The organism is Allobosea sp. LjRoot90, from assembly GCF_964254315.1.
GTDB lineage: Bacteria > Pseudomonadota > Alphaproteobacteria > Rhizobiales > Beijerinckiaceae > Allobosea.
The window spans coordinates 951,354-977,296 of record NZ_CAXUTF020000002.1; the positions used below are offsets into that span (position 1 = coordinate 951,354).

Annotated in this window: 26 protein-coding genes; 3 read left to right on the forward strand and 23 right to left on the reverse strand. The window is 65.8% G+C overall.

Annotation, left to right across the window (positions count from 1 at the left end):
- Positions 1-13: 13 nt before the first annotated feature.
- From ACSQ3M_RS11340 to ACSQ3M_RS11405, 14 genes are all read right to left on the reverse strand, one after another.
- On the reverse strand, positions 14-1,813 hold the full coding sequence (locus ACSQ3M_RS11340) for an amino acid ABC transporter permease/ATP-binding protein (protein ID WP_436150157.1): 1,800 nt from the start codon (positions 1,811-1,813) through the stop codon (positions 14-16).
- 41 nt (positions 1,814-1,854) lie between these two features.
- The gene (locus ACSQ3M_RS11345; RefSeq protein WP_436150158.1) at positions 1,855-2,388 is read right to left on the reverse strand and encodes a GNAT family N-acetyltransferase; all 534 of its coding nucleotides are present in this window, start codon (positions 2,386-2,388) and stop codon (positions 1,855-1,857) included.
- Between the two features lie 27 nt (positions 2,389-2,415).
- Positions 2,416-3,594, reverse strand: a complete 1,179-nt coding sequence (locus ACSQ3M_RS11350; protein ID WP_436150159.1) for a M20 aminoacylase family protein — start codon at positions 3,592-3,594, stop codon at positions 2,416-2,418.
- 9 nt (positions 3,595-3,603) lie between these two features.
- Entirely contained in the window at positions 3,604-4,947 is a 1,344-nt protein-coding gene (locus tag ACSQ3M_RS11355; RefSeq protein ID WP_436150160.1) for an LLM class flavin-dependent oxidoreductase, read from the reverse strand.
- Between the two features lie 17 nt (positions 4,948-4,964).
- Entirely contained in the window at positions 4,965-5,969 is a 1,005-nt protein-coding gene (locus ACSQ3M_RS11360; protein WP_436150161.1) for an MsnO8 family LLM class oxidoreductase, read from the reverse strand.
- Between the two features lie 18 nt (positions 5,970-5,987).
- On the reverse strand, positions 5,988-6,584 hold the full coding sequence (locus ACSQ3M_RS11365; protein WP_436150162.1) for a flavin reductase family protein: 597 nt from the start codon (positions 6,582-6,584) through the stop codon (positions 5,988-5,990).
- Between the two features lie 433 nt (positions 6,585-7,017).
- On the reverse strand, positions 7,018-7,665 hold the full coding sequence (locus ACSQ3M_RS11370; protein ID WP_436150163.1) for an SCO family protein: 648 nt from the start codon (positions 7,663-7,665) through the stop codon (positions 7,018-7,020).
- A gap of 3 nt (positions 7,666-7,668) precedes the next feature.
- Complete coding sequence (locus ACSQ3M_RS11375; RefSeq protein ID WP_436150164.1) at positions 7,669-8,787, reverse strand: MBL fold metallo-hydrolase; 1,119 nt, start codon at positions 8,785-8,787, stop codon at positions 7,669-7,671.
- Between the two features lie 162 nt (positions 8,788-8,949).
- Positions 8,950-9,393: a gamma-glutamylcyclotransferase family protein gene (locus tag ACSQ3M_RS11380; RefSeq protein ID WP_436150165.1), complete on the reverse strand. Its 444-nt coding sequence runs from the start codon at positions 9,391-9,393 to the stop codon at positions 8,950-8,952.
- A gap of 73 nt (positions 9,394-9,466) precedes the next feature.
- Complete coding sequence (locus tag ACSQ3M_RS11385; RefSeq protein ID WP_436150166.1) at positions 9,467-10,504, reverse strand: ABC transporter ATP-binding protein; 1,038 nt, start codon at positions 10,502-10,504, stop codon at positions 9,467-9,469.
- Positions 10,505-10,508: 4 nt separating this feature from the next.
- A complete protein-coding gene (locus tag ACSQ3M_RS11390; protein WP_436150167.1) occupies positions 10,509-11,372 on the reverse strand; it encodes an ABC transporter permease in 864 nt (287 codons plus the stop codon).
- Between the two features lie 2 nt (positions 11,373-11,374).
- On the reverse strand, positions 11,375-12,346 hold the full coding sequence (locus ACSQ3M_RS11395; RefSeq protein ID WP_436150168.1) for an ABC transporter permease: 972 nt from the start codon (positions 12,344-12,346) through the stop codon (positions 11,375-11,377).
- Positions 12,347-12,349: 3 nt separating this feature from the next.
- The gene (locus ACSQ3M_RS11400; protein WP_436150169.1) at positions 12,350-13,195 is read right to left on the reverse strand and encodes an ATP-binding cassette domain-containing protein; all 846 of its coding nucleotides are present in this window, start codon (positions 13,193-13,195) and stop codon (positions 12,350-12,352) included.
- A 22-nt stretch (positions 13,196-13,217) separates the two neighbouring features.
- Positions 13,218-14,846, reverse strand: coding sequence for an ABC transporter substrate-binding protein (locus ACSQ3M_RS11405; RefSeq protein ID WP_436150170.1), 1,629 nt, complete (start codon positions 14,844-14,846; stop codon positions 13,218-13,220).
- A 187-nt stretch (positions 14,847-15,033) separates the two neighbouring features.
- Here ACSQ3M_RS11405 and ACSQ3M_RS11410 point away from each other — a divergent pair, with 187 nt between their 5' ends.
- Entirely contained in the window at positions 15,034-15,942 is a 909-nt protein-coding gene (locus tag ACSQ3M_RS11410) for a LysR substrate-binding domain-containing protein (protein ID WP_436150171.1), read from the forward strand.
- Between the two features lie 131 nt (positions 15,943-16,073).
- Here the strand turns inward: ACSQ3M_RS11410 and ACSQ3M_RS11415 are convergent, their stop codons facing one another.
- From ACSQ3M_RS11415 to ACSQ3M_RS11435, 5 genes are read right to left on the reverse strand one after another with little or no spacing between them, the layout of a single operon-like run.
- Positions 16,074-17,087 (reverse strand): proline racemase family protein, encoded by a 1,014-nt coding sequence (locus ACSQ3M_RS11415; RefSeq protein ID WP_436150172.1) that lies wholly within the window; start codon positions 17,085-17,087, stop codon positions 16,074-16,076.
- A 41-nt stretch (positions 17,088-17,128) separates the two neighbouring features.
- The gene (locus ACSQ3M_RS11420; RefSeq protein WP_436150173.1) at positions 17,129-17,917 is read right to left on the reverse strand and encodes an ABC transporter permease; all 789 of its coding nucleotides are present in this window, start codon (positions 17,915-17,917) and stop codon (positions 17,129-17,131) included.
- Position 17,918: 1 nt separating this feature from the next.
- Positions 17,919-18,752, reverse strand: coding sequence for an ABC transporter permease (locus ACSQ3M_RS11425; RefSeq protein WP_436150174.1), 834 nt, complete (start codon positions 18,750-18,752; stop codon positions 17,919-17,921).
- Positions 18,749-19,810 (reverse strand): ABC transporter ATP-binding protein, encoded by a 1,062-nt coding sequence (locus ACSQ3M_RS11430; protein WP_436150175.1) that lies wholly within the window; start codon positions 19,808-19,810, stop codon positions 18,749-18,751. The genes ACSQ3M_RS11425 and ACSQ3M_RS11430 overlap by 4 nt, the downstream gene beginning before the upstream one ends.
- Positions 19,811-19,852: 42 nt before the next feature.
- Positions 19,853-20,896 (reverse strand): ABC transporter substrate-binding protein, encoded by a 1,044-nt coding sequence (locus tag ACSQ3M_RS11435; RefSeq protein ID WP_436150176.1) that lies wholly within the window; start codon positions 20,894-20,896, stop codon positions 19,853-19,855.
- Positions 20,897-21,003: 107 nt separating this feature from the next.
- On the opposite strand from ACSQ3M_RS11435, the gene ACSQ3M_RS11440 reads away from it, so the two are divergent.
- Complete coding sequence (locus ACSQ3M_RS11440; protein ID WP_436150177.1) at positions 21,004-22,023, forward strand: GlxA family transcriptional regulator; 1,020 nt, start codon at positions 21,004-21,006, stop codon at positions 22,021-22,023.
- A gap of 279 nt (positions 22,024-22,302) precedes the next feature.
- Entirely contained in the window at positions 22,303-22,710 is a 408-nt protein-coding gene (locus ACSQ3M_RS11445) for a helix-turn-helix domain-containing protein (protein WP_436150178.1), read from the forward strand.
- A 270-nt stretch (positions 22,711-22,980) separates the two neighbouring features.
- Here ACSQ3M_RS11445 and ACSQ3M_RS11450 read toward each other — a convergent pair whose 3' ends face one another.
- The 4 genes from ACSQ3M_RS11450 to ACSQ3M_RS11465 all read right to left on the reverse strand — a co-directional run bounded on the left by ACSQ3M_RS11450 (position 22,981) and on the right by ACSQ3M_RS11465 (position 25,916).
- Positions 22,981-23,712, reverse strand: a complete 732-nt coding sequence (locus tag ACSQ3M_RS11450) for an amino acid ABC transporter ATP-binding protein (protein ID WP_436150179.1) — start codon at positions 23,710-23,712, stop codon at positions 22,981-22,983.
- A complete protein-coding gene (locus ACSQ3M_RS11455; RefSeq protein ID WP_436150180.1) occupies positions 23,693-24,346 on the reverse strand; it encodes an amino acid ABC transporter permease in 654 nt (217 codons plus the stop codon). Before ACSQ3M_RS11455 ends, ACSQ3M_RS11450 begins: the two co-directional genes overlap by 20 nt.
- Positions 24,346-25,047 (reverse strand): amino acid ABC transporter permease, encoded by a 702-nt coding sequence (locus ACSQ3M_RS11460; RefSeq protein ID WP_436150181.1) that lies wholly within the window; start codon positions 25,045-25,047, stop codon positions 24,346-24,348. Before ACSQ3M_RS11460 ends, ACSQ3M_RS11455 begins: the two co-directional genes overlap by 1 nt.
- Before the next feature lie 65 nt (positions 25,048-25,112).
- Positions 25,113-25,916: a transporter substrate-binding domain-containing protein gene (locus ACSQ3M_RS11465; protein WP_436150182.1), complete on the reverse strand. Its 804-nt coding sequence runs from the start codon at positions 25,914-25,916 to the stop codon at positions 25,113-25,115.
- Positions 25,917-25,943 lie beyond the last annotated feature (27 nt).

The following is a 25,943-nucleotide window of genomic DNA, read 5'->3' on the forward strand; positions in this document are numbered from 1 at the left end:
TTGGAAATGACTGTCAGAGAACCTTGGCAAGGAATTCGCGGGTGCGGGGATGATCGGGCTCGCCGAGGACGCGGGCCGGCGGGCCGACTTCGAGGATGCGGCCGGCTTCCATGAAGACGACCTCGTCGGCGACTTCGCGGGCAAAGCCGATCTCGTGGGTGACGATGACCAGCGTCGTGCCGGAGCGGGCGAGCTCCTTGATGACGTCGAGCACCTCGTTGACGAGTTCGGGGTCGAGCGCCGAGGTCGGCTCATCGAAGAGCAGGACCTTGGGCTTCAGGGCGAGCGCCCGGGCGATGGCGACGCGCTGCTGCTGGCCGCCGGAGAGCTGGCGCGGATAGGCGTCGACCTTGTCGGCGAGACCGACGCGGGCGAGCAGTTCGCGCGCCTCGGCCAGCGCCTGCTCACGGCTGACGCCACGTACCGCAAGCGGCGCCTCGATAACGTTCTCGATCGCAGTGAGATGCGGGAACAGATTGAAGCTCTGGAAGACCATGCCGACATCGACACGGCGCTTCAGGATCTCGCGTTCCTTGAGTTCGTAGAGCGTGTCGCCATCCTGGCGATAGCCGATGAGCTCGCCATCGATGGCGATGAAGCCAGCGTCGACGCGCTCGAGATGGTTGATCGAGCGCAGCAGCGTCGACTTGCCGGAGCCGGACTGGCCGATGATCGCGGTGACGCTGCCCGGCCGCAGCGCCAGGCTGACATCATCGAGCACCTTGAGCGGGCCGAAGCTCTTCGAGACATTGCTGATGCGGATCTCGCCGCCGCTGCGCCGCAAGCTCGCCAACGAAGGAACCACTGCGGCTGATGAACTGGCCTGGGCCAGCGCGACATCGGCACGCCGCGTCGCTGCGGCGTCACGCGAACGGCCGAAGCGTGCCAGCGCCAGACCGATCAGCGAGGGCGGCGGATTGCGCAGCGCGCCGCGCGAATAATAGCGCTCGATATGGTGCTGGACGAAGGACAGCACGCTCAGGATGACGAGGTACCAGACCGTCGCCACCATCAGCAGCGGGATCACCTCGAGATTGCGCCGATAGATGATCTGGATGGTGTAGAACAGCTCGGGCAGCGCCAGGATGTAGACTTGGCTGGTGCCCTTCGCCAGCAAGATGATCTCGTTGAAGCCGTTCGGCAGGATGGTGCGCATCGCCTGCGGCAGCACGATCCGCGAGAATTGTCGGTGCCGCGGCAGGCCGAGCGCGGCCGCCGCCTCATGCTGTCCCTGATCGACCGAGAGGATGCCGCCGCGCACGATCTCGGAGGAGAAGGCGCCGGCATTCAGCGTCAGCCCGAGCACCGCGGCGAAGAACGGCGTGATCAGCTGCGTCGTCGACCAGGAGGCGAAGGTGATGTCGGTGAAAGGAACGCCAAGCCAGACCGTGGAGTAGAGGTAGCCGAGATTGTTGAGGACCAGCAGCAGCACGATCAGCGGAATCGAGCGGAACAACCAGACATAGGCCCAGGACAAGGAGGCCAGCAGCGGCGAACCGGAGACCCGCGCCAGCGCCAGACCAGTGCCGAGCAGGAAGCCGAGAACGCTACCGAGCAAGGTCAGCAGCAGCGTTCGCGCCAAGCCCGCCAGCACCGGCTCGGCGAAGAACCACTCGGCGAAGACGTCCCAGCCCCAGCGCGGGTTGGAGAGCACCGAGTTCGCGACTGCGACGATGACGACGACCGCGAAAACCGTACCGATCGTGCGCGCCGGATAGCGCGCCGGCACGATCCGGTAGCGGCTGAAATCGCGGGCCGGCAGGGTGCTGGCGGCGTGCGTCGGCAGGCCCGCGAAATCGCTGGCGAGGGTCATGGCTGGAACTCGTTTTCTGTTTGCTGGGGCGAGCGGCGCGGTCAGGCGCTGCTGAGCAGGGTGGCCAAATCCGGTTGGCGCGGCAGATGGGCCGCAACGGCCAGGTCTTTCTCGAAGGCGAGCTTCTTGTAGATTTCGGGATCGACCGCGGGGTCGAAGAGCGGCGTGTAGCCGGTGTTGAGGTAGAGCTCCCTCGCCTCCGGCTGGCGAAAGCCGGTGGTCAGGAATATCTTGCCGTAGCCTTGGCGCGCGGCCTGTGCCTCGAGTTCCTCGACGACGCGGCGGGCCAATCCCTGGCGGCGGAAGGCAGTATCGGTCCACATCCGCTTCAGCTCGGCGGTCTGCGCGTCATAGCGCTTGAAGGCGCCGCCGGCGATGGCGCGCCCGTCGCGCAGCAGCAGCACGAAGTTGCCCTCGGGCGGCGCGAACAGCGAGGCCGGGTAGCGGCTCATCTCGGCGCCCGGCGCCTCGCCGAAATAAGTGCCGTAGCGCGTGGCGTATTCCCAGGTTAGCTGCTCGACCAGGGGTTCTGCGAGCGGATCGAGCGGGGTGGTGTAGAGGAACTGGTCGGACATGGCGGCTGGGCCTCTCCGTTGCAGGATCTAGACGAGGAAGGTGCGGGCGAGGCGAACCCAGAAGCTCGCCGCCGGGGCGATGATGGCGTCGTCGAAGTCGTAGGCGGGGCTGTGCAGCGGGGCGCTGTCGCCATTGCCGACGAAGAAATAGCTGCCGGGACAGGCTTCGAGCAGGAAGGCGAAATCCTCGCTCGCCATGCGCGGCTTGAAATCCTGCTCGACTTTCCCCGCGCCGAAGGCGGCGAGTGCGACCTCGCGGGCGAGCTGTGTTTCCACGACATGGTTGGTCAGCGGCGGGAAGCCGCGGCGATAGGTGATCTCGGCTTTCGCACCGAAGCTCCCGGCCTGAGCCCGCGCCAACGCCAGGATGCGCTCTTCCAGCTGCGCGCGCACGACCGGATCGAAGCTGCGGATAGTCAGCTTCAGCTCGACCGCATCGGGGATGACGTTCGAGGCTTCGCCGCCATGGATCGAGCCGACGGTGACGACGGCCGCTTGCCGCGGGTCGACATTGCGCGAGACGATGCTCTGCAGCGCCAGCACGAGGCTGGACGCGGCGATGACGGGATCGACCGTCTCATGCGGCGAGGCGCCGTGCCCGCCCTTGCCAACAATGCGGATCAGGGCCTGGTCGACCGCCGCCATTGCCGGCCCTTCGACGAAGCCGAACTGGCCGGACGGTACACCCGGCCAGTTGTGCAAGCCGAAGATGGCGTCGCAGGGGAAGCGCTCGAACAAACCTTCCGAGAGAAGCCTGCGGGCACCGGCGCCGATCTCCTCGGCCGGCTGGAAGATCAAAGTGAGCGTGCCGTAGAAATCGCGCTCGGCCAGGCGCTTGGCCGCCGCCAGCAGGATCGTTGTGTGGCCGTCATGGCCGCAGGCATGCATGACACCGGCGGTTTCGCTGGCGTAAGGGAGATTGGTCTGCTCGGCGATCGGCAGCGCGTCCATGTCGGCACGCAGGCCGAGGCGGCGCGAGCCGTCGCCCTTGCGCAATTGCCCGATGACACCGGTGCCGGCGAGCCCCGTCGTGACCTCATAGCCATAGCTTTCCAGTCGCTTGGCGACGATCGCGCTGGTGCGCGTCTCTCGGAAAGCGAGTTCGGGATGCCGGTGCAGATCACGCCGCAGCGCGATGAACTCCTCAACCGAGGCCGCGATGCCGGGATCGATGCCAGTGCTGGCAATGGGAGCGTGGACGGTCATGCGATCGGCTCAGCCGACCTTGCGCGGCACGGATGCCGGGGCGGGACGGGCATAGCGGCTCTCGCGGCGCGACAGGCCGAGATGGTCGCGCAGCGTTGCGCCCGTCAGGTTGCGGTCATAGACACCGCGCGCCTCCAGCACCGGGATGACGAGTTCGACGAAATCGTCGAGGCCCTGCCCGATCACCGGGAAGCCCAAGATGAAGCCGTCGGCCGCCTGCTTCTCGACGCGTTCGATCAGGATATCCGCGATCTCTTCGGCCGAGCCGATCAGGTCGGCGCGCGGGGTCGCGGCTTCGAGCGCCGCCTCGCGCAGGCTCTGGCGCTTCAAGGCAGCGGTGCGCTTGATGCGGTCGGTGGTCGAGCGGAAGCTGTTCTTGCCGATCTCGCCGAGTTCCGGGAAAGGCGCATCGAGCGGATAGGCGCTGAAATCGTGATGGTCGAAGTAGCGGCCGAGATAGGCGAGCGCGTCGTCGATCGAGACGAGCGCGCGGATTGCCTGGTACTTGTCCTCGGCCTCCTGGCGAGTGCGGCCGACGATCGGGCCGGCACTCGGGAATATCTTGATCTCATCCGCCAGCCGCCCCTGCGCGACCGCGCTGGTCTTGATGCTGCGGTAGAAGGCCTGGCCCTCCTCCAGCGAGACATGGTTGGCGAAGACCGCATCGGCATGGCGACCGGCGAGGCCGATACCGGCATCGGAGGCGCCGGCCTGGAACAGCACCGGCTGGCCCTGCGGCGAGCGCTGGATGTTGAGCGGGCCCTCGACCTGGAAGAAGCGGCCCTTATGGCCGAGCGTGTGCAGCTTCTCGCGGTCGAAGAAGCGGCCGTTCTCGCGGTCGCGGACAAAGGCGTCGTCGTCCCAGGAATCCCAGAGGCCCTTGGCGAGTTCGAGATATTCGTGCGCGATCTCGTAACGCAGCGAATGCTCAGGATGCGGGCGGCCGTAGTTGCGGCCGGAGCCTTCCAGCGGCGAAGTCACCGCATTCCAACCCGCGCGGCCGCCCGAGATCAGGTCGAGCGAGGCGAATTGCCGGGCGATGGTGAAGGGATCACTATAGGAGGTCGAGACCGTGCCGACGAGGCCGAGCTTCGAGGTCGTCGTCGCCAACGCCGAGAGGATGGTCAGCGGCTCGAAGCGGTTGAGGAAATGCGGGATCGATTTCTCGTTGATGTAGAGCCCGTCGGCGACGAAGGCGAAGGCGATGCCGTTCTCCTCGGCCTTGCGGGCATTGCGGATGAAGAAGTCGAGATTGACGCTGGCATCGGGCGGATTGCTGGGATGGCGCCAGGCGTTCATGTGGCTGCCGGGGCCCTGCAGCATCAGGCCGAAGGTGAGACGGGTCTTGCTCATCGGGTTCTCCTGTCGTCTCAGGCGGCCAGGGCCGGCGCGTCGCCGGCCAGCAGTGTGATCGAGGCGAGGCGTTGCGCCGTCGCGGCTGCGGGCGTGTCGATGACGAATTCGGCGATGCCGAAGCGGGCCGAGAGCGCATCGAGCTCGCGCCGCACATCCTCAGCGGTGCCGGCGAGGATGCTCGGGCGACGGATCTTGGTGGTGTAGGACGCCGCTCCGGCCTGGCGGGCGAACTCGGCGGCCTGGTCCTCGCTGCCGAGATTGACGCTCTGGCCATTGTCGAGCGTCAGCCGGACCACGCGCAAAGGCTCGGTCAGCGCCCGCGCCTCCTCCGCCGTCGCGGCGGCGAGCGCCGCCAGCCCGAGCAGCGGCGGTTCGGTGGCGCCGGCCTTGGCATAGGCGTCGATGGCCGCTTCCAGCGCCTTTGGATCGCCGTTCAGCTGACCGGCGAAGACAAAGCGCCAGCCGTGTTCGGCCGCGAGCGTCGCGCTGTCCGGACTGGCGCCAAGCAGGAAGCGCTCGGCCGGGGCGGGCGGCTTCGGCAGGGCCTGCGCGCCGGCGAGCGGATCGTTCGCGTCGAGCACTCCAGCGAGGAAGCCATCGAGCTCGGCCAGCAGCGCCTCGAAGGAGCGGGCGCGCTCCGGATCGTGCTGGACCCGCAGGGCACGAGTCGAAAGCGGCAGGCCGCCCGGCGCCTTGCCGATGCCGAGATCGATGCGGCCCGGCGCCAGCGCCGAAAGCAGGTTGAAGGTCTCGGCGACCTTGTAGGGGCTGTAGTGCTGCAGCAGCACGCCGCCGGAGCCGATGCGGATGCGCCGGGTCCGGGCGATCAGATGTGCGACCAGCACCTCGGGCGCCGAGCTGGCGAGGCCGGGAAAGCCGTGATGCTCGGCAAGCCAGAAGCGGCGATAGCCGAGCCGTTCGGCGGCCTGTGCCAGCGCGATCGTGCGCTGCAAGGCGTCGACAGCGCTCTCGCCATCGAGGATCGGGCTCTTGTCGAGCAGGCTGAGGGCGTAGGCCATGGGATATCTCGCGAACAGTCAGATGCTGCGCAGGCCGAGGGCGGTGCGCGCTTCCTCGGCCATCCAGCCGAGACGTTCGTAATCGCCGCGCCAGTAGAGGAGCGCCGCGTCCTCGCCGCCGAGCCTGACCTCGCGCACGCGGCCAATGACGATGGCGTGCGAATGCCGCTCGATCAGCTCCTCGACCTCGCAGTCGAGTACAGCCAGTGCGCCTTCGAGCAGTGGCGCGCCGGTGAGCCCTTCCGTCCAGCTCGCGCCGGCATAGCGCGCTTCGCCCTTCTCGCCGGCACGGCCGGCGAAGCGGTCGGCGATCTGCTTTTGCGTGGCGTTGAGGACGTTGACGCCGAAGCTGCGATAACGGGCGAGCACCGGAAAGCTCGATGACGTCAGATTGACCCCGAACATCACTGTCGGAGGGTCGGCGGAGAGCGAGGACAGCGAGGTCACGGTGAGGCCGGTGCGATCCTCGCCCTGCCCGGCCGTGATGACGCTGACACCGCCGGCGAGATGCCGCAGCGCCGACCGGAAGCTCGGCGCCTCGGCTTGCACCGTTGGCGATCGGCCGAGCGGGCGGGGAGTTGCTGATCCGGGGTTGACGAGCGAGACAACGGTCATGAGGGCCTCGGCTGAAAAAGGACGCAGCGCAACGCACGTCGTCAGGCGACGACGCTCCTGCCGGCCAAGCCGGCACGCGAAGACTGCTGGAAAGCGACGGGTCCTGCGGTCAGGCCGCGGGGCGAATGATCAGGAACATCGCAACAGAGCCGCGAGAGGCTCAGGGTCCGAAGTAATTCTAAACTTCATTCACGTGTCTCCGCACTCGGAGCCCACGATTTCATCGTGGTGCTTTTAGCGTTGTTGACGCGGCGCAAGCTGCTCCAGCAAATCCCGCGACATCGGCGGTGGCATCGCCTCTGATGTCATGAATGATCTTCCACGCGGCCCACGCCGTCAATAAAACGGCTTTTCAAAGTTACGCCCTTTGCTGGCAGAACAACCTTTTTCAATTTGCTCGGGCAGGCGTTTTACTCTCATGCGGGGACACCCCTCATTTCGCCTGGAGATGAGGGCGGATGATGGTGAGCATGCGCTCGGCCGGCGTGTTCGGCGGGAAGAAGCCGAGATACTGGCCGGCGCGATCCATCACATAGACATAGGCCGAATGGTCGACCGTGTAGTCGTCCTTGCCGGTTTCGACCTTGTCGTAGAACACCTTGTAGGCGTCGGCCGCCTGGCGGATCGCCTCGGCCGATCCGGTCAGACCGATCAGCCGTGGGTGGAAGAGCGAGACATAGGTCGAAAGATGCTCGGCCGTGTCCCGCTCGGGATCGAGCGTGATGAAGAGCGGCTGGATCGCCTCGCCGTCCGGGCCGAGCTGGTCGAGCGTGCGGGTGATCTCCTGGAGATCGGTCGGACAGATATCCGGGCAGTAGCTGAAGCCGAAATAGACCAGCAGAAGCTTGCCGCGGAAATCCGTGTCGCGGCGGGTCCGACCGGTATGGTCCGTCAGCGCGAAGGCGCCTCCGACCGGCTCGCGATTCCACATCATGATGTCCATCAGCTCGGCGGCCGAGCGGCGACGCGGCTCCTCGGCCCGCAGCAGGCCCGACCAGATGGTGACGAACAGCAGGGTGAACGCAGCGGCCAGCACCGCTTGCCAAAGCAGGCTGGTGATACGCAGCTGACGGGCGCGCATTGCTCAGGCCGAGAAGATCAGGCGGCTACCGGTCGTCGGCACGATGACGTTCTCAGGCAGCTGCGCCTGCGCCTCCAGCGCGAAGTTGAGCCCGGAGCAGTGCATCGGAATGACCACGTCGGGCTTCAGCTTGCCGACCTCCGCGACAACCTGCTGGAGATAATCCTTCGGCGCCGGGCCGAGGTGGAAACCGCCAACGATGGCGTGCACCTTCTCGACGCCCGAGACCTCCTGCGCCTGCCGGACCGAATTGACGATGCCGACATGGCCGCAGGAGCTGATCACCACCAGACCCTTGCCGCGGATGTTGAAGCAGGTCGCGTGTTCATGGACATGCTCGTCCGGGATGACCTTTCCCTGCAGCTCTGCCCGGCTGTAATGGCTGGCATCGCAACCGAGCCCGTCCTTGCTGCCGCGCTCGACGAAGGTGTTGGGCAGGATGCGCTCGATCGAACGGCGCTTGATTTGCCCGGTCGTGAAGGCGTGGCCGGCGACGACGGTCGGCGTCTCGCAGAGCACGGTCGCGACCTTGCGCGCCGTGAGTTCGCGACGGTCGAGCTGGCCGAAATCGGTGAACTGGCCCTGGACGCCGCTCGGGCTGACGCGATGGCAGAAATTATCCTCGCCGCCAGCATAGAGCTTCAGGTCCGGGGCGAGCGCGTCGCGGTATTTGGCGAGGAAACCGCCCAGCCCGCCATAATGGTCGTGGTGACCGTGACTGACGATCAGGGCGTCGATCCTGGTCGGATCGACCTTGAGGATGCCGATATTGTTCAGCAGTGCATCCGGGCTGTAGCCGAAGTCGAGCAGGATGGTGCGGGCCTCGTCGGCGCGCTGCGATTCCAGGAAGAGCGACAGGCCCCATTGATTGTGCAGGACCTGGCGATAATCGGCGCCGCGGCCCGAGCCCGGCGGCTGGTGCTGCACACCCTGGACCGTGCTCGGCTTCAGGAACTGGTCATGGGCCGAATCGATCAGCACACGCATCGACAGGCGGTCGATGGTGGGCACTTCGATCGGCGCGGCGCTGGCGATCTCGACGCAGGCGAAGCCGGTGGCGGCGCCGGCCGCGAGCGCAGCCGACATCTTGAGGAAGGAACGGCGCTCGATCGCCTCTGCCATGACCGTGAACCCCCGCCTCCGCACGGCAGACGCGCCGCAGGCGCGAGACTAGCCGGCCAGCCGGAGGCAAGGTTTCCATAGTAGGGCGTTCAGCCAGGAGGATTGTCTCCTTGCCGCATCCAGCGACGAAACGAAGCTTTCGCGCTGACCAGTTCAAGCGCGTCACGCGCCCTTCAGCAACCTCTCCAGCTTTTCGATATAGGCCGGCGGAAGCTTGTTGGCGCGGGCGCCCTTGAGCAGAGGTCCTGCATAATGTGCCGGCGCTCCCGCCGGCCCCGACGGATTGGGCATGTCGTAGGTCGTCGAGTTCACAAGCTGGCCGTCGACGGTATGGAGCACGACAGATTTATGCGCCCAATGGCCCTGCTCGGTGCCCGCCGACTTGTCCATCGCCGCCATATCGCTCTCGGAGAGTTCGTAGTGAACGCCCCAGGTCTCGGCGCCCTTGGCAGGGATCAGCCGCGCGCCGTTATACGAGCCATCGGTGGTTGTTCCGAAGGACAGCTCGTAGTCCTTCAGGCAGGCGACGTTGAGCGCCTTCGCCGATGGGGCGACGCCATGGATCACGTCGATGTCCATAAGGTTGGCATAGGCGAAGTAGTTCACGTCGATCTCCATGTCAGGTTTGGATTGATTTCCGAGCTTGCCAGCTCGGCTCGCCAGCCGGGGACCGGGGAGATCATCGCAGCCCCTCGCGCAGCGCGTCCCAGGTCTCCGGCAAGGCTGCGAGTGGGGCGAGCGCGTCGATTTCGCTGGCGCGGTGGCAGCGAACCTGCCGGTCCGCTTCGATGGTCGTGAGCGGTGGCGGCTCGGTCCGGCACAACGGCAAGGCGAAGGGGCAGCGCGCGGCGAAGCGGCAGCCCGGCGGCGGATCGGTCAGGTCGGGCGGGCTGCCGGGAATGGCGATCGGCTCGTCGCGGCTACCAAGCCGCGGCAGGGCGTTCTTGAGGCCGAGCGTATAGGGATGGGCCGGTTTGCGGATGACATCCCGCGTCGGGCCGGTTTCGACGATCATGCCGGCATACATCACCGCGACGCGGTCGCAATTCTCGACGACCAGAGCGAGATCGTGCGTCACCAGCAGCAGCGAGAAGCCGAGCCGCTGCTGGAGCTCGCGCAGGCTGCGGAAAATCTGGTCCTGGACGACGACGTCGAGCGCGGTCGTCGGCTCATCGGCGAGGACGAGCGGCGGCTCGAGCGCCAGTGCCATGGCGATGATGGCGCGCTGACGCATGCCGCCGGAGAACTGATGCGGATAGTCGCGCGCCCGCTCCGGCGCGACGCCGACCATGGTCAGCAGCGCTTCAGTGCGGCGCCAGGCTTCGGCACGCGAGACATCGCGATGAGCGAGGATCGCCTCGGCAATCTGGTCGCCGACGCGCAGGACGGGGTTTAGCGCATTGAGGGCGCTCTGCGTGACCATCGAGATACCGGCCCAGCGCACGGCGCGGCGCTGTTCCGCAGTGGCCGTGACGAGGTCGCGCCCCTGGAAGGCGATGCTGCCGGCGTCGATGCGGGCATTGCCCGGGATCACGCCCATCACAGCCTTGAGCAAGGTGCTCTTGCCGCAGCCGGACTCGCCGATCAGGCCGAGATTTTCACCCTTGCCGAGATTGAGGTCGATATCGGCAAGGGCGTTGGCGGGACCGCGCGGCGTGCCGTAGCTCGCGCAAAGACCGGCGATCGACAGCAAGGAAGGGGTTTCGTTCGCTGGCATGGCGTCAACCCGCCCTCAGGCGTGGATTGACGACCTGCTCATAGGCGCGGCCGACGAAATAGACCGCCGAGACCAGCACCATGATCGCGATGCCCGGCGGCACCACCCACCAGGGCGCGCGATACATCATCTGCGAGGCGTAGGCGTCGTAGACGATCGAGCCCCAGCTCACCACCGACGGGTCGCCGAAGCCGAGGAAGCCGATGCTGGCCTCGGTGATGATCGCCCACGCCAGCGCGAAGGCGACGCTGACCAGTGCGATCGGCATGATGTTGGGCGCGATCTCGCGATAGATGATCGCAAGGTCGCTGGCGCCGGTGATTCGGGCGGCGGCGATGAACGGCATCTCGCGCAGCGACAGCACCTGGGCGCGCACCACCCGCGCCGTCGAGCGCCACATCACCAGCGTCATGGCGATCACCATCGTGGTCAGGCTGCGGCCGGTGAGCGAGAGCACGATGATGATGAAGGGCAGGAACGGCAGGCCGAGGAACATGTCGGTCAGCCGCATCAGGAACGAGTCGATCCGGCCGCCGAAATAGCCGGAGATCAGGCCGATATTGACGCCGATCAGCACTGTGCCCAGCGCCGTCAACCCGCCGACGAGCAGCGCCGGGCGGGCGCCGACCAGCATCTGGCTGAGCACGTCGCGGCCGAGCAGGGTCGTGCCGAGCCAATGCTGCCAGGATGGCGGCGCAAGCCGCAGTAGCTTGCCGGCGGCGTCGTAGTTTCGGGCGACCGGATCATAGGGCGCGATCGCCGGCCCCAGGATCGCGAGCGCGAGGCAGAGGCCGAGGATCACCAGGCCGGTGGGACCGAAGGGGCCGCGCCAGACCGCGCGGAAGAAGTCGAGGATGATGCTCGGCATGATCAGGCGTAGACGATGCGTGGATCGAGCAGACCGTAGAGCAGGTCCGCGATGAAGGTGCCGAACACGGTCAACACCGCGATGAGCAGGAAGGCGGCCTGCGCGACGGGATAATCGGCGCGGCTGATCGCCTCGATCATCAAAAGCCCCAGTCCCGGCCAGGAGAACACCGTCTCGATCACCACCGAACCGGCCACCGCCCAGCCGAGGATCATCGGCAGCGTCGTCGCCAACGGCAGCAACGCATTGCGGGCGGCATGGCCAAAGAGGACGCGGCGCTCGCTCAGCCCCTTCATGCGGGCGAGCTCGATGTAGTCCTCGCCGATGGTCGAGAGCATGGTCGAGCGCATCAGCAGCAGCGGAAAGCAGAGCTGATAGAGCGTGTTGACCAGGAAGGGCAGCGCCAGATGGTGCAGGAAGTCGGCGGAGAGATACATCCGCCAATCCTGCTCGGGGAACATCCCCGGCGTGACGATATGGCCGATCGGGAAGAGGTCGAGCTTGATCGAGAACAGCAGGATCGCGAGCATGCCGAGCCAGAACAGCGGGGCCGATTGTAGCGCGGTCGCGGTGAAGACGAGGCTGACCTCGGCGGCGCCACCACGCTTCCAGGCGGCGATGGCGCCGATGACCGCGCCGAGCAGATAGGCGGCGAGCATCGAGGGCAGGATCAGCAGCAGCGTGTTGAGCAGCCGGCCCTGGATCATCTCGAAGACCGGCCGGTTGGTCTGGAACGAGAAGCCGAAATCGAGGACGCAGAGATTGCGCAGATAGAGCAGGTACTGCTCGAAGAGCGGCCGATCGAGCCCGAATTGCTGGCGCATCGCCTCCTGCGCCTTGGGATAGAGCGACGGGCTGATCACCGTCGCGGTCGGATCGCCCGGCAATAGCCGGAACAGGAAGAACATCAGCGTCGCCATGGCGAACAGCGTCAGGGTCATGTGCCAGAAGCGGCGCAGGAGATAGCCGGTCATGGTTCAGCCCGCCGCTTGCACGAAGGCGGGAGGCGGGACCCTGATGACATCGGGATCGGCCGAGGGGATCGCGGCGATCAGGGCGCACGTATAGGGATCGCTCGGCGCCGCCAGCACCTCTTCGACCGGACCGGTCTCGACGATGCGGCCGCGATACATGATCGCCAGCCGGTCGCAGACCGCGCCGACGGTGGCGAGATCATGGGTGATGTAGAGCATGGCGATGCCGCGATCGCTGGCGAGGCGCTTGAGCAGGCGCACGATCTCCCATTTGATCGAGACGTCGAGCATCGAGACCGGCTCGTCGGCGACGAGGAAGCGCGGCTCGAGGATGATCGCGCGGGCGATGCAGACGCGCTGGCGCTGTCCGCCGCTGAGCTGGTGCGGGTGCTTGCTAAGATAGCTCTCCGGCGGGCTGAGGCCGACCTCTGCGAGGACGGTGCGGACACTCGTGGCGATGGCGGCGCGGTCGCGGACGCCCTGGTAGAGCAGCGGGCGGCCGACCAGATCCTCGACGGTATGCTGCGGGTTGAGGGCGCCGTACGGGTCCTGGAAGATCATCTGGACCTGACGGTGGAAAGCCTTCCTGTCACGAGCACGGGCGGTGGCACTGTCCGTGCCATCGATCGACACCGAGCCTGCGGTTGGCGTCTCCAGTCCGACCAGCAGGCGACCGGTAGTCGACTTGCCGCTGCCGGATTCGCCGACGAGGCCGAGTACCTCACCGGCGCCAATCGTAAAGCTCACGCCCTCGACCGCCCGCGTGACCTCGCCGCGACGGCCGGGCAGCAGCGAGCGCAGGCCGGCGGCCGTAGCATAGTGCTTGGTCAGGTCACGGACTTCGATCATCGACGGAATGCTCGCGCAGCGGTCACTTGGCCGGAGCGCGCAAGACGCCGTCCGGCCCCCAGCTGAAGCCGGCGGCCTTCAGGATCGCCTTGGCCTTGTCGATGTCATAGGCCGGCAGCGGGATCGAGCCATCGTGCCAGAAGGCGTTGACGGGTACGATCGGCGTGGCGCTGCGGCCGGCATCGCCGCCAAGAATCTCCTCGATGATCGCTTCATAGGGGATGGCGTGCGCCATGGCCTGACGCAGCGCCTTGCTGGCAAGCGCCGGGCGCGCTGTGTTGTAGCGCATCGACATATGGCCGTTCGAGCGCGCCTGGATCAGCTTGATATTCTTCTCGGCGGCGAACTCCTTGACCACGGTCGGCACGATCGGCTGGAAGGAGACGTCGATGTCGCCCTTCTTGAGCGAAGCGCCGACAAGCTCGGCCGAGCCGAAGACGACGATGAGCAAATCGGAGGCCGGCTTGGCGAAATGGTCTGGCCGGCGCTGCAGTGAGATCTCCTGGCCTTCGCGCCAGTAGCGCAGAACATAGGGACCGCTGCCGATAAGCGGCATGTTGCGGAAGTCCTGCGGCTTGGCGATGCCGGTCTTCTCGACCACGCCCTCCCAGACATGCTTGGGCAGGATCAGCACCTGGCCGAGCGTGTTGATGATGAAGGGAGCATAGGCCTCGGTCAGCTTGAAGCGGACCGTCGTGGGATCGACGATCTCGACCGAAGCAAGCTTCTCCAGGTATTTCTTGAAGTAGGCGGCGTCCCAGCGCTTCAGATAGTCGAAGGAGAACTTCACATCCTCCGCGGTGACCGGCTTGCCGTCGCTGAAGCTGTGGCCCTGCCTGAGTTTCACCACCACGGTGGTCGGATCGACCACCTCGAGCGCTTCAGCCAGCCACATGCGCGGCGAGCCGTCGGCGCCGAGCTCTACGAGCTTGTCGTAGACGAGGCTCAGCGTGTTGAAGTCCTCGACGATCGTCGCCGCCAGCGGGTTGAAGGTGCCCTGGTCGATCGTCCGGCCGATCTTGACTGCCGTGCCAGCCTTGGAGGTCAGGCGCAGCATGTTCCAAAGCGAGCGCGGCCCGTCGGAGGTGTCCTCGTAGCCGGGGATCTCGACCTTGGCCGTGTTCATCGCGAAGGTGTTGACCACATAGGCGAGGACCGCTTCGGGCTGCTCGTCCGCCAGCACGCGCTGCAGCTCGTAGATTACCTTGCGGCGCTCCTGCGCGTCGTAGAGCGCGAGCTGCCTGGCACCGAGCTCGTCGACTTTCGGGCTGGAGAACGAGCCGACATTGGAATCGCCGGGCGCGCTGTTGCGCGAATTGAACTGGGCGTTGGTGAAGAAGTCCGGTTCCGAACGCTGCGGCGAGCCTGACAGCACCGACATCACCACGTCGAAATCGTGCTCCTTGAACCATTTCGACAGCATCGGGCTGGGAAAGGGCTGCGGGTCGAGCGTGACCTTGAGGCCGAGCTTGCGCCAACCCTCGGCGACATAGTTCGAGGTCTCGAAATAGTGCTGGTACTTGGCGGCCGGCCAGGTCAGCACCTTGATCTCCGGAACCGGCTGGCCCTGCGCCAGGGCCACTGTCGCGCCGATGCCGAGGAAACCGCCGAGCCCCATCAGCGCGCCTGCGAATGCCGTCGCCAGCCTCATCGTCTCCCCCCTTTTTTGTCTTTTACGGCCTGCAAACGGCTCCGTCCCCCGCTCGTGAGCGCGGGTTGTGCCGCTTGCCTGCTGTGTTCCCTCGACGGGAAGGCTAGGGCCGGGTGCAGGCCTTGCCCATTGCTGATTTCCGATGCAGATCATTCCAGATTGGAATGATCTGGATGGAGCGAGACCCGTGCGCAGGACGTTGCCGCCGACCCGGGATCTCGCCTGTTTCGAGGCGGTCGCCCGCCATCGCAGCGTGACGCGCGCCGCAGCGGAGCTCAATCTGACCCAGAGTGCCGTCAGCCGCCGGCTGGCCGCGCTGGAAGAGCTGCTCGGCCAGAACCTGTTCCTGCGCGACAAGCAGCGGCTTACCCCGACTGTTGCAGCCGAGGAATATGCCGAGGAGTTGCGCAGCCTGTTGAACCGGGTCGAGGTCGCGACCACGCGGCTCCTGTCGCATGGGCGCAAGGGCGGCGTGCTGACGATCGCCTGCCTGCCGACCTTCGGATCACGCTGGCTGGTGCCGCGACTGGCACGGTTCATCGCGGCGCATCCGACGGTCGACATCAACCTGATCTCGAAGATCAGGCCGTTCAGCTTCGAGGAGGACAAGGCGCACGCCGCGATCCATTTCGGCAGCCCGACCTGGCCGGGCGCCCGCATCCATCACCTGATGGACGAGCATGTGATCCCGGTCTGCGCGCCCGCGCTGATCGGGGGCGAGGTCCTCGCCAGTCCCGACGGCTTTGCCCGACTGCCGCTGCTGCAGCACACGACGCGGCCCTATCTCTGGCGCGACTGGCTGGCCGACGCTGGAGCCAGCGGTGTCAACGGCATCGCCGGACCGAAATTCGAGTACTATTCCCTCGTCATCCAGGCTGCGATCGCCGGGATCGGCGTCGCGATCCTTCCGGACTTCCTCGTTCGGGAGGAAATCCAGTCGGGAGCCTTGACTATCGCCTACCCTCATCGGATGCGCTGCGAGGACGCCTATTTCGTCGTCTATCCCAAGCGCTTCGACGAGAACGTCAACGTCCAGGCCTTCGTCGGCTGGCTCCGCGAGGAAGCGGCAATGTATACGGGCGCCCTGTCGCCATAGGACGCCAGCTCCGTTAAAAGCTCGGCGCAGCAGGTCCCTACTGCTCGCCCGAATCTAGATTTTGACTTCTGCCACTACAAAGCCGACTGCGCCGGGGCTACCTGACTTGGCGGCCCCGGCGCCGTGCTTGATCAGGCGACAAGGAAGCCGGCGTCGACCGGGTCGTCGCGGTTGATCGTCCAGCGCGCGGTGCCGAGCAGGCCCGCGGTGCCCTTCACCGTCGGCCGCACTGCGCGCGTGCCGTTCAGGCTGGTCTCGCCAATCAGGCAGCCTTCGAAGGTACCGGAGCCGAGCAGGCCTTCCGAGCGGATCGGCTGCTGCAGCTTCATCAGGCCGCGCGCCTCGTACATCGCCATCATCGCGCTGGTGCCGGTGCCACCAGGCGAGCGGTCGAGCTGGCCGGCCGAGAAGACGTGGACGTTCTTGTAGAAGGCGCCCTCGATCGTCGGCTCGTGCCAGAAGGTGACGAAGTTGAAGTTGTTGATGTGGGCCGAAGCCGGATGCTGGATTGCGACCTTCTGACGTAGCTGCTCGCGGGCGATGATGCCGAGGCGCGAGAGCTCGGAACCGTTCTCCGGCGAGATCCTGAGCGAGGTGCCGCGCAGGTCGATGATCCCGAAATAATTGCCGCCCCAGACGATATCGGCCTTCAGCGAACCGATGCCCGGCAGATCGAAGGGCACGTCCTGCGCCGCGACATAGGCCGGCACGTTCTCGAACCGGGTCCAGAGCACGTCCGGGCCGTCATTGGCGACCTCGGCCGTCACCAGGCCAGCAGTGGTCTCGAAGCGGATGGTGGTGCGGCCATTTGCGCCGCGCCGGACGAGCCCGAGCGCGACCATCGCCATGCCGACCGCGATCGTGCCATGGCCGCACATATGGGAGTACTGCGTGCCGTCGATATAGATCAGGCCGGCATCGTAATCCGGGCTCGATGGCGGTGTCAGGAAGACGCCGAACATGTCCTTGTGTCCGCGCGGCTCGCGCATCAGGGCGCAGCGCAGCCAGTCATAGTTCTCCTCGAGGAAGCGGCGCTTCTCCAGGATGCTCGACCCGGCCGGGTAGGGAATCCCGCTATGGATGATGCAGAGGGGCTCGCCCTCGGTATGGGTGTAGACGACGTCGAAGACATTCTGCTGGCGCATGTGCGGCTCCTTGAGATGAAGGGTGAAGGGGATCAGCGGGGTCAGCGGCGCTCGGAGAGCACGTCGAGGCCGATGGTGAGGTCGAGCAGGACGATCACGATGGCGGCGACGATGATCGTCAGGCCGGACACTGCCGCGATGGTCGGGTCGATCGTGTACTGGACGTAGTTGAAGAGCTTGACCGGGATCGTGGTCAGCTCGGCCGTGGTGTTGAAGATGCTGAGCTCGACATTGATCCAGGAGGCGATGAAGGCGAAGATCGCGCCGCTGACGAGCCCGCTGCGGATCTGCGGCAGCGTCACCAGGAAGAAGGTGGTCAGCGGCCTGGCGCCGAGATCGGCGGAGGCATCTTCGAGATTGCGCTGCTCATCGGTCAGCTGCGGCAGCACGGCGCGCAGGACGAAGGGCATGATGATCACGACATGCCCGACGAGCAGCGCCGGAAAGCTGCGCACGAGGCCGATCGCGCTGCCATATTGCAGCAGCGCTGCGCCGAGCACGACATGCGGCAGGATCAGCGGCGACATCAACGTTTCGGAGAGCAGCCGGCGACCAGTGAAGCGATAGCGTGCGATGGCGATGGCCGCGGGTACCGCCAGCAGCATCGCGACGATGGTCGCAGCGACCGCAAGCAGCGTGCTGGTCATGAAGGCCGAGACATAGGACGGATCGCCCAGCATCTTGCCGTACCAGGCGAGGGTGAGCCCCTGCGGCGGGAAGGCGAGGAAGCTGGTGGTGGTCAGCGACGCCCCGACGAGCACGACAAGCGGCAGCGCGAGATAGGCCAGCGCCGCAAAGGAGACGATCCTGACGAGGATGAGCGCGACCATCTCAGGCCCTCCTCGTTTCACTGAGGCGCCCGGCGATGGCGACGAGCGCCAGCGTCAGCACCAGCATGGTGATGCTGAGCGCGCCGCCATAGTTGAAATCGAAGACCGAGCTGTATTGCTGGAAGATCAGCATCGAGAAGACGGTGATCCGACCGCCGCTCAGCAGCGCCGGCGTGACATAGGCGCTGACCGCCAGCATGAAGACCATGACCGCGCCGGCCATCAGCCCGGGCAGGCTGAGCGGGAAGATGATCGTGCGAAAGGTGCCGGCCGGCGTCGCGCCGAGATCGGCGGAGGCGTGCTCGAGCGCCGGATCGACCTTGGCGAGCGCGTTGCCGACGGCCAGCACGATGAAGGGCAGGAGGATATAGACCAGGCCGATCAGGATGCCGAGTTCGGTGCCGAGGAAGCGCATCGGCCGCTCGATCAGGCCGAGCCCGATCAGGCCGTCATTGACGAGGCCGTTGCGGCCGAGCAGTACCATCCAGCCGAAGGAGCGGACGATGTTGCTGGTGAAGAGCGGCACGACCAGAAGGATCACGCAGAACCGGCGCCAGGGCCGCCAGCGCACCGTGCGGACGAGATACCAGGCGAGCGGATAGCCGATCAGGATGCAGATGAGCGTGGTCAGCGCGCCGATGCGGAACGTCACCCAGAGCACGTCCCAGTGATAGCTGTCGGCAAGGATGCGCAGGTAGTGGGCGAAGGTCGGCTGGCCGGCCGGCGTGGTCAGGCTCGCGATCAGGACGACCGCCATCGGCGCCAGGAAGAAGGCGACGAAAAAGGCCGCCGGCAAGGCGCAGAGCAGCACGACCGGGCGCAGCGTCCAGCTCACGACGCGTCCCCTGGCACGAGGCGCAGGTCCGAGAGGCGGATATTGGCGAAGACCGCTTGGCCCGCGCTCAGGCCAGCCAGCGCGGATGGCGCGAGCCGTGCCGTCAGGATGTTGCCGCCGACAGACAGCGTGACCGAGGCATGGCTGCCGACATGAACGATGTCGGAGAGGACGGCCGGCAGAGCCACATGGTCGGCAGCGGGCGTCGGCGCGATGAGGATGTCCTCGGGCCGCAGCACGCCGGTCAGTGTACCTTGCGGCGCGCCAGCGGCGGGAAGGGTCACGGCGCCGCCGAGCAGAGACAGGCTGCCGTCGCCGCGCCGCTCGACCGCGAGCAGGTTGGCGTCGCCGATGAAGTCGGCGGCGAAGCGGGTCGCCGGGCGGGCGTAGATGTCCTGGCCACGGCCGATCTGCTCGATGCGGCCACGATTCATCAGCACGATCCGGTCGGCCATGCTCATCGCCTCGTCCTGGTCGTGCGTCACGAACAGGAAGGCGATGCCGAGCCGGTGCTGGATCTGCTTGAGCTCGCTCTGCACTTTCTTGCGCAGCTTGAGGTCGAGCGCGCTCAGCGGCTCGTCGAGCAGGAGCAATTGCGGCCGGTTTACGATGGCGCGCGCCAGCGCCACGCGCTGCTGCTGGCCGCCGGAGAGCTGGGCCGGCAGGCGCTCGCCGAAGCCGGCGAGGCCGACGAGGTCCAGCGCCTCGGCGGCGCGCTTTGCCGCCTCGCCCTTCGCAGTGCCTTGCCGGCGCGGCCCATAGGCGACGTTCTCCGCCACGCTCATATGCGGGAAGAGGGCGTAGTTCTGGAACACCGTGTTGAGCGGGCGCCGATAGGGCGGCAGCCGCGTCACATCCTCGCCCGCCAGCCTGACCGTGCCGGCCTCGGGCGTCAGGAATCCCGCGATGCAGCGCAGCAGCGTGGTCTTGCCGCAACCCGACGGCCCGAGCAGGGCGATGAACTCGCCCTGCTCGACGGCAAGATCGATCGCCGTCAGGGCCGCCTGTCCGCCGAAATGCTTGGACAGGCCGTCGATGGCAAGGATCGGGGTGCTCATGCTGCGGCTCGTGGTGCTCGTGGCGGTTCGTTCACCTGTCGCTTACTTGCGGGCGATCTGGCGGTTCCACTCGTCGACGACCCGCGAGCGCAGCCCGTTGATCTCCGCCCAGTCGAACAATTGCAGGTTCTTGACCGAGCCGGTCTCGCCCCAGGGCAGCTTGCGCGCCGTCTCGGGCTTGACCGCAACGTTCTTCACGGAAGGGCCGAGATAGAGCTTTTCGGCGAGGCAGCCGGAGGCCTCGGGCGTCAGCGCCTGGTTGATGAACTTTGCGGCAGCGTCTTTCTTCGCCGTCCCCTTCACCAGATGCAGGCGGGCATCGGTCGCCCAGGCGCCTTCCTTGGGCACGACGAAGCCGATCGGCAGGCCCTTGTCGGCGAGATCCCAGGCGCCGACGTTGAAATGCGCGCCGATGATCGCTTCGCCGCTCTGGTAGGCATTGGTCGCAGCGCCCGAGGAATCGAAGAACAGGGCGGCTTTCAGTTCCTTGATCTTCTTGAAGGTCGGAGCGAGATCGCCGGCAGGGCCGCCCCAGATCTTCGAGAGGAACATCACGAAGGGCACGCCGGAGGAGTTCGCCGGCGAGGGAATGGTGACGGCGTCCTCGAATTCCGGCTTCCAGAGGTCGTTCCACGAGGTCGGCGCGGTCTTGACCTTCTGGGTGTTGTAGGTGAGCCCGAGCGAGTAATAGCCGGTGCCGACGGCGTAGGTGGTCGCACCGCTCTTGTAGATCGCTTCCGGCAGCGTGTTGGCGAGGTTGGAGATTGCCGCTGCGTCGAGATTGTCGGTGACATCCGCGGCGAGCGCGAGCTCGCTGATGCCGCCATCCATCCAGGCGACATCGATGGTCGGAGCCGATTTCTGTTGCTGCAACTTGGCGAGCGTTACGGTCGAGGTGCCGATCTCGGCGTTGACGGCGATGCCGGTCGCCTTGGTGAAGGGTTCGGCGACGCAGGCTTTGAAGGCATCGCCCCAATTGCCGCCATACCAGGCGACCGTGATCGACGTGGGCTGCTGCGCCAGCGCCGGGGCGGTGAGCAGGGTGGTGGCGAGCATGGCCGTGGCCAGCCGGACGGTTCGGTTCATCGTCGTTCTCCTCTGCCTGAGCGTCTTCGCGCTTCTGCAGGACATGTTGACGCGCAGTGAACGAAAGGCACTAGAATTCGCCGGCCGAAAATTTGAATAATCACGACATGAGCAACGCACAGTTTCTTCAATCGGCGAGCGATCGGCCGCATGCAGCGCCCGCCCCCGTTTCGCGGCTGCGGATCGGCTTCGTCCTGCTCGACCAGTTCACGCTCGCCGCCTTCTCCGGCTTGATCGACGTGCTGCGGCTGGCGGCGGACCATGGCGGACGCAGTCGCCAGCTGCATGCGAGCTGGACCGTGATGAGCCTCGACGGAGAGCCGCGACATTCGAGCTGCGGCGTCGCGGTTTCACCGAATGCGGCCCTGCTCGACCCGGGCGGCTTCGACTATATCGCTGTCTGCGGCGGCAATGACTATCTCAACGACGCCCTGCCCGAGAGCCTGCTCGGCTATCTGCGCCGCGCAGCAGCGTCCAATGTGCGCCTGCTCGGCATCTGCACCGGCACTTTCGCCATCGCCAGGGCGGGCCTCGTCGGGCCGCGCCGGGTCTGCGTGCACTGGAATGTGCTGGACGCCTTCAAGGAGCGGTTTCCCAAGGTCTCGGCGGGTGTGGAGCGCCTCTTCATCGACGAGGGTGACCTGATCACCTGCGCCGGCTCGACGGCCGCGATCGATCTCGGCCTCTATCTCGTCGCGCGCCATTGCGGCCGCGACAAGGCCCAGCAGGCGATGCGGCACATGATGCTGCAGGACATGCGGCCATCCGAGATGCCGCAGCCGCATTTCTATTCCGAGCTCAGCCCCCATCTCGACGTCCGGGTGCAGCAGGCGGCGCAGTTCATCGAGCAGCGGCTCGACAATCCCCCGCCGATCGCTGCCGTGGCGCGCTATGTCGGCGTGAGCCCGCGCCAGCTCGAGCGCCTGTTCGGCGCCTCATTGGGCCGGAGCCCGGCGGCGTTCCAGCGCAAGCTCAGGCTGGAGTATGCACGATGGCTGATCCTCAACAGCAAGAGCTCGCTGACCGACATCGCCATGGGGGCTGGGTTCGCCGACAGCGCCCATCTGTCGCGGGATTTCAAGGCGACCTTCGGAGAAACACCGCGGTCGCTTCGCCAAAAGGGCTAGCTGCACGCTCGCGTGCGGTTCGGCTTCCGCCAAGCCTGAATTGGGCGCGGTCGACCCGCTGCTTTTCGGACCAATGCACCGGCCAGGACCAGGCGATGGATCTTGCCGGCTGCGTTGGCGGTTGTTTGCAGCCTCATCTCATCTGCCTTGGCGTCGAACAGCTCACTACAATAGGTTGTGCTCTCACCTCGCCATGAGGAGAGGACGCACGACCTCTGGACTGCGTCCGTATCCGCTGGCTAAGCTCCGCAACCCATGCGTGCTGAGCGAGGCTATACTATGCCAGCAGAACAGATCGGCCTGATCGACCGCCACGTTGGAGCACGCATGCGGGGTCGCCGCAAGGAACGGCGCATCAGCCAGAGCAGTCTCGGAGTCGTATTAGGTGTCAGCTATCAGCAAGTACAGAAGTACGAGCGAGGCTTGCATCGTATTGGCGCTGGCGCTCTCTCAGCCGCCGCAACTTTGCTGGGAGTGTCAATTAGCTATTTCTACGAGGGCGCTTCGACGGTGATCTCATCGGCTGGCTTCTCTGATACTGGGCAAAATTTTTATTCATCGGAGGCGGTCACTACCAAATGGCGAGAACTGGAGCGCGAGTTCAACATGCTCACAACCGACCATGCCCGAGAGACCAGCATTGCGGCAGTCAGGCTCATCAAACAGCTTGAGTGCCAGCTAGCCTGAGCTTCTTGTGTGCTGCCGAGCGCCTCCAGATCAACCAAAACCCCGCTTCGAGACGAAGCGGGGTTTTGGTTGATCTGGAGGTATTTGGTTGCGGGGGCCTAAAACCAACGAGAGCATGCACGGAATTTCAGCTCCCGGGCTGTGGCTGACTCTAGGAACGTCCGCTTCCGGGCCGGTGTCCCGACGTCAGGAAGTGGCGCAGATCGGTAGCTTCGGAGCGCTCAGTACGCAATCGCCCGCCAGCCTGGCGAGACGCAATCCGCAGGCTACTCAGTGCCTGCCTGCGCCGACGAAATTGCGCAGCTCGGGGGTCTGCGGTTCGGCGAAGAGTTGCGCCGAACGGCCGCTCTCCCAGATCTTGCCCTGGTGCATGAACACCGTGGTGTTGGCGACGTTGCGGGCGAAGTTCATCTCGTGGGTGACGAGCAGCATGGTCATGCCGTCCCGCGCGAGCTTTTCCATCACCAGCAGCACCTCGCCGGTCAGTTCCGGGTCGAGCGCGGAAGTGACCTCGTCGAAGAGCATGACTTTCGGCTTCATCGCCAGCGAGCGGGCGATCGCGACACGTTGCTGCTGGCCGCCGGAGAGATTGTCCGGATAGCTGTCGAACTTGTCGGAGAGGCCGACCTGGGCGAGCACGTCCTTCGCTAGCGCCAGCGCTTCCGCCTGCGGCACGTTCTTGGTGATGCGCGGCGAGAGCATGATGTTCTGCCCGACCGTCAGATGCGGGAAGAGATTGTAGCTCTGGAAGACGATGCCGACGTCCTTGCGCAGCTCGCGCAGCCGCTTTTGGTCCTGATCGACCGCATGGCCGGCAACTTCGATGCGCCCCGACTGGAAGGCCTCCAGCCCGTTGACGCAACGCAGCAGCGTCGACTTGCCGGAGCCCGAGCGGCCGATGAGCGCGACGACCTGGCCGGGCTCGACATCGAGCGACACGCCTTTCAGGACCTCGAGCGAACCATAGCTCTTGTGGACGTCTTCAATGAGGACGGCTGGCATTCATCACCTTTTCGAGATGGCGGCTGAGCCGGGACAGGGGGAAGCAGATGGCGAAGTAGATCGCCGCCACCAGCGTGAAGATCTGGAAGGGCTGGAAGGTCGCGTTGTTGACGAGCTGCCCGGCCCGCGACAGCTCGACGAAGCCGACCACCGAGACGATCGAGGTGTTCTTCACGAGCTGGACCAGGAAGCCGACGGTCGGAGGCAGCGAGATGCGGATCGCCTGGGGCAGGATCACATAGCGGTAGGTCTGCGCTGGCGAATGGGCCAGAGAGGCCGAGGCCTCCCATTGCTGGAACGGCACGGATTCGATCGAGCCGCGCCAGATCTCGGCGAGATAGGCCGAGACATAGATCGCGAGCGAGGCCGAGGCGGCAAGGAAGGGCGGCAGCTCGATGCCGAACAGCGATAGCCCGTAATAGCTCATGAACAGGACCATGAGCACCGGGATCGACTGGATCACCAGGATGTAGCCGGCTGCGAAACGGCGCAGCAGCTTGATCCGGGACAGGCGCAGGATGGCGAGTACGCCGCCCATGAGGCCGCCGATCAGGAAGGCGATCGCGGTCAGTAGCAGCGTCCAGCCCGCGGCGCGGAAGATGAAGAAGGCCTCAGGCCAACCGAAGGTCACCATCACGCAGCCTCCGCCTTGGCGTCGAACCGGTCGAGGCTGGAGAGGCGCGGAAAGATTCGCCGGCCGAGCCAGAGCAGCGAGACCTTCAGGCTGAGCGCCAGCGCGAGATAGATCAGCGTGACGACGATGTAGGTCTCGAAGCTGCGGAAGGTGTTCTGCTCGATGATCGCCGCCGTGCCGGAAAGCTCGGGCACCGAGATGAAGGAGCAGATCGAGGACGCCAGCAGCATCAGCACGAACTGGCTCGACAGCGCCGGCCAGACCCGCGCCAGCGCCGGCATCAGCACGACATACTGAAAGACCTGCCGCTTCGTCATGGCGAGCGACAGGCCGGCTTCGATCTGCGAGCGGTGGATCGAGTCGACGCCGGCGCGAATGATCTCGGTCGCGTAGGCGCCTAGGTTCAGCGTCATGGCGAGCAGCGCCGCTTCGGTACCCGACATGCGGATGCCGATCAGCGGCAGCCCGAAGAACATCATGAAGAGCTGCACCAGGAAGGGCGTGTTGCGCATCAGCTCGACATAGGCGTCGACGAGCATGCCGATCCAGCGGCCGAACAGGCTCTTGGCGGCGACGAGCAGCACGGCAAGGGCAAGGCCCAGGACGATCGCGCCAAAGGACAGTCCGATCGTCAGGAGCACGCCGTTGAAGATGCGGTCGGCTTCGGCGAAGACCGCTTCGAACTGGAATTGATACCGCATGATCCCTTCCCTGCAGGTCGCGCAAAGCCGGCGGAGGAATGCTCCGCCGGCAGTTCAGGGACTGGTCAGAAGGTCGGCAGCTGCGGCAGCGGCGAGCCGACCCATTTCTCGGAAATCGCGTTCAGCTCGCCGTTCTGCTTGATGTAGTAGATCGTATTGTTGAGCCACTGCTTCAGCTCGTAGGCATCCTTGCGGACGGTCATCGAGTTGGGCTGCATGCCGAAGAAGAATTTCAGCTCCGTCTCGGTCTCGCCGCGCGCCTTGATCGCGGCATTGGCCTGGGCATCGGGCCCGGCGATCGCTTCGACCTGGCCGGAGAACAGCGCTTGCATGGTGGTGGCGTCGTCCTCGAAGCGCAGGATGGTGAGGTTGAGCTCCTTCTCGCGATTGGTGAATTCGCGCTCGACGCTGGAGCCGCGATTGACGCCGACCTTGCGGCCCTTGAGGTCGGCCCAGCCTTTGATCGGCGTGCCCTTCTTGGCATAGATGCCGGTCTGGAAGGCGCTATAGGGGATGGTGAACATCACGGCCTTGGCACGCTCGGGCGTCGGCGCCAGCGTCGCGATCAGGAAATCGACCTTGCCAGCCTCGAGCGCCGGAATGCGCGAAGGCGGCGTGAGCGGCACGATCTCGACGGGCACGGCCAGATACTTGCCGACCAGTGCCGTGACGTCGGCATCGTAGCCGATGGCGTTGCCCTGGGCGTCGACGGAGCCATAGGGCGGAGCACCGATGAGCACGCCGATCTTGACCTTGCCGCGCTTGACGATCTCCGTGACCGTCTGGGCCGATACTTGGCTCGCAGTCAGCATGCCCGCGCCGAGTGCCAGCAGCATGCCGGCGATTCTGAGATGCCTGAAGAGTTTCATTGGACGTTTCCCTGGTTGGCGGCTTGC

Coding starts and splice junctions, on each gene's coding strand:
- ACSQ3M_RS11340 (WP_436150157.1), bottom strand. CDS start 1,813: ATGACCCTCGCCAGCGATTTCGCGGGCCTGCCGACGCACGCCGCCAGC.
- ACSQ3M_RS11345 (WP_436150158.1), bottom strand. CDS start 2,388: ATGTCCGACCAGTTCCTCTACACCACCCCGCTCGATCCGCTCGCAGAA.
- ACSQ3M_RS11350 (WP_436150159.1), bottom strand. CDS start 3,594: ATGACCGTCCACGCTCCCATTGCCAGCACTGGCATCGATCCCGGCATC.
- ACSQ3M_RS11355 (WP_436150160.1), bottom strand. CDS start 4,947: ATGAGCAAGACCCGTCTCACCTTCGGCCTGATGCTGCAGGGCCCCGGC.
- ACSQ3M_RS11360 (WP_436150161.1), bottom strand. CDS start 5,969: ATGGCCTACGCCCTCAGCCTGCTCGACAAGAGCCCGATCCTCGATGGC.
- ACSQ3M_RS11365 (WP_436150162.1), bottom strand. CDS start 6,584: ATGACCGTTGTCTCGCTCGTCAACCCCGGATCAGCAACTCCCCGCCCG.
- ACSQ3M_RS11370 (WP_436150163.1), bottom strand. CDS start 7,665: ATGCGCGCCCGTCAGCTGCGTATCACCAGCCTGCTTTGGCAAGCGGTG.
- ACSQ3M_RS11375 (WP_436150164.1), bottom strand. CDS start 8,787: ATGGCAGAGGCGATCGAGCGCCGTTCCTTCCTCAAGATGTCGGCTGCG.
- ACSQ3M_RS11385 (WP_436150166.1), bottom strand. CDS start 10,504: ATGCCAGCGAACGAAACCCCTTCCTTGCTGTCGATCGCCGGTCTTTGC.
- ACSQ3M_RS11390 (WP_436150167.1), bottom strand. CDS start 11,372: ATGCCGAGCATCATCCTCGACTTCTTCCGCGCGGTCTGGCGCGGCCCC.
- ACSQ3M_RS11395 (WP_436150168.1), bottom strand. CDS start 12,346: ATGACCGGCTATCTCCTGCGCCGCTTCTGGCACATGACCCTGACGCTG.
- ACSQ3M_RS11400 (WP_436150169.1), bottom strand. CDS start 13,195: ATGATCGAAGTCCGTGACCTGACCAAGCACTATGCTACGGCCGCCGGC.
- ACSQ3M_RS11405 (WP_436150170.1), bottom strand. CDS start 14,846: ATGAGGCTGGCGACGGCATTCGCAGGCGCGCTGATGGGGCTCGGCGGT.
- ACSQ3M_RS11415 (WP_436150172.1), bottom strand. CDS start 17,087: ATGCGCCAGCAGAATGTCTTCGACGTCGTCTACACCCATACCGAGGGC.
- ACSQ3M_RS11420 (WP_436150173.1), bottom strand. CDS start 17,917: ATGGTCGCGCTCATCCTCGTCAGGATCGTCTCCTTTGCGGCGCTGGCC.
- ACSQ3M_RS11430 (WP_436150175.1), bottom strand. CDS start 19,810: ATGAGCACCCCGATCCTTGCCATCGACGGCCTGTCCAAGCATTTCGGC.
- ACSQ3M_RS11435 (WP_436150176.1), bottom strand. CDS start 20,896: ATGAACCGAACCGTCCGGCTGGCCACGGCCATGCTCGCCACCACCCTG.
- ACSQ3M_RS11440 (WP_436150177.1), top strand. CDS start 21,004: ATGAGCAACGCACAGTTTCTTCAATCGGCGAGCGATCGGCCGCATGCA.
- ACSQ3M_RS11445 (WP_436150178.1), top strand. CDS start 22,303: ATGCCAGCAGAACAGATCGGCCTGATCGACCGCCACGTTGGAGCACGC.
- ACSQ3M_RS11450 (WP_436150179.1), bottom strand. CDS start 23,712: ATGCCAGCCGTCCTCATTGAAGACGTCCACAAGAGCTATGGTTCGCTC.
- ACSQ3M_RS11455 (WP_436150180.1), bottom strand. CDS start 24,346: ATGGTGACCTTCGGTTGGCCTGAGGCCTTCTTCATCTTCCGCGCCGCG.
- ACSQ3M_RS11460 (WP_436150181.1), bottom strand. CDS start 25,047: ATGCGGTATCAATTCCAGTTCGAAGCGGTCTTCGCCGAAGCCGACCGC.
- ACSQ3M_RS11465 (WP_436150182.1), bottom strand. CDS start 25,916: ATGAAACTCTTCAGGCATCTCAGAATCGCCGGCATGCTGCTGGCACTC.